This is a genomic window from Allobosea robiniae (genome assembly GCF_900102525.1).
Lineage (GTDB): Bacteria > Pseudomonadota > Alphaproteobacteria > Rhizobiales > Beijerinckiaceae > Allobosea > Allobosea robiniae.
In genome coordinates, this window is sequence record NZ_FNBZ01000019.1 from 1 (window position 1) to 2,039 (window position 2,039).

2 protein-coding genes are annotated in these 2,039 nt (G+C 65.4%); both read left to right on the top strand.

Translation table 11 applies throughout. The annotated features are described in order from the left end of the window. A partial coding sequence (locus BLQ70_RS25170) for an alkaline phosphatase family protein (protein ID WP_483062568.1) occupies positions 1–588 on the top strand: 588 nt, incomplete at its 5' end. 1 nt (position 589) lies between these two features. Next, a partial coding sequence (gene phnY / locus BLQ70_RS25175) for a phosphonoacetaldehyde dehydrogenase (protein WP_091863068.1) occupies positions 590–2,039 on the top strand: 1,450 nt, incomplete at its 3' end.

Genomic DNA, 2,039 nt, shown 5'->3' on the forward strand with positions numbered 1-2,039 from the left:
TCGGAAATGGCGGACTCGTTCTATGCCATGTTCGACGGGTATGTCGGCAAGCTCGACGCGCTCGGCTGCACGCTGGTCATCACCGCCGATCACGGCATGAACGACAAGCATCTCGCCAATGGCGAGCCGGATGTCGTCTATCTCCAGAGCCTGATGGATGAGTGGTACGGCAAGGGCACGATGCGCGTGATCCTGCCGATCACCGATCCTTACGTGGTCCATCACGGCGCGCTCGGCTCCTTCGCCACGGTCTATCTGCCCGATGGCGCCAGCCAGGAGGAGGTCGCGGCCCGCATCTCCGGGATCGAGGGCATCGCGCTGGCGGTGACCTCGGCGGAAGCCTGCGAGCGCTTCGAACTGCCGGCCGACCGGATCGGCGATGTCGTGGTCGTCTCGACCCGCCAGAAGGTCCTCGGCACCTCGCCGGACAAGCACGATCTCTCGGGCCTGACCGAGCCTTTGCGCTCGCATGGCGGCATCACCGAGCAGCGCGTGCCGATGATCGCCAACCGGCCGATCACGGTGCCGATGGGTCGCACGCTTCGCAATTTCGACGTCTTCGACGTCGCCCTGAACCTGGTGAACTGAGATGAACGCGACGGTGAAGCCGCCGGTGCGGCGCGAGGCGATGCGCATCGCCGGCAAGTTGGTCACGACCGACGACATGGTCGAGGTCAGGAACCCCTACGATGACAGCATCGTCGGCCTGATCCCGGCCGCCCGGCCCGAGCATGTGCGCGAGGCCTTCGCCAAGGCCAAGGCGTTCAAGCCGACGCTCTCGCGCTACGAGCGCCAGCAGATCCTGCAGAAGACCGCCGAATTGCTGCGCGACCGCAAGGAGCTCTTCGCCAGGCTGATCACGGCGGAAGCCGGCCTGTGCTGGAAGGACTCGCTCTATGAGGCCAGCCGCGCCTATGACGTCTGGTCCTTCGCGGCGCAACTCACCATCAAGGACGATGGCGAGATGTTCTCCTGCGACATCTCGCCGAACGGCAAGGCGCGCAAGATCTTCACGACGCGCCAGCCGCTGCTCGGCGTGATCTCGGCGATTACCCCGTTCAACCACCCGCTCAACATGGTCAGCCACAAGCTGGCGCCTGCGATCGCCACCAATAACCGGCTCGTGCTGAAGCCGACGGAACTCACGCCGCTGACCGCGCTGGCGCTCGCCGACGTGCTCTACGAGGCCGGCCTGCCGCCGGAGATGCTCTCGGTCGTCACCGGCAATCCCTCGACCATGGGCGATGCGATGATCACCGACCCGGACGCGGATCTGGTGACCTTCACCGGCTCGGTCCGCGTCGGCAAGCACATCGCCGACAAGGCCGGCTACAAGCGCATCGTGCTGGAGCTCGGCGGCAACGACCCGCTGATCGTCATGGAGGATGCCGATCTCGACAAGGCGGCCGAGCTCGCCGTCACCGGCGCGACCAAGAACTCGGGCCAGCGCTGCACGGCGGTCAAGCGCATCCTGGTGGTCGAGAGCGTCGCCGATGCCTTCTCCAGGCTGGTCGTCGAGAAGGCCAGGAAGCTGAAATGCGGCGACCCGATGGACCCCGCCACCGATGTCGGCTGCGTCATCAACGCCCGCTCGGCCGCGCTCTTCCAGGCGCGCGTCGACGATGCCGTGAGCAAGGGCGCCGAGGTTCTCCATGGCAAGCGGGCGGAAGGGGCGCTGTTCCACCCGACCGTGGTCGACAGGATCCCCTACACCTGCGAGCTGGTGCATGAGGAGACCTTCGGCCCGGTGATCCCGATCATCCGCGTGCCCGACGACATCGCCGAGGTCATCCGGATCTCGAACTCCACCGCCTATGGTCTCTCTTCCGGCATCTGCACGAACCGCTACGATTACATCCAGCGCTTTGTGGCCGATCTGGAGGTCGGCACGGTCAATCTCTGGGAAGTCCCGGGCTACCGGATCGAGATGTCTCCCTTCGGCGGTATCAAGGATTCCGGCCTCGGTTACAAGGAGGGCGTCGTCGAGGCCATGAAATCCTTCACAAACGTCAAGACGTGGTCGATGCCCTGGACCGCGT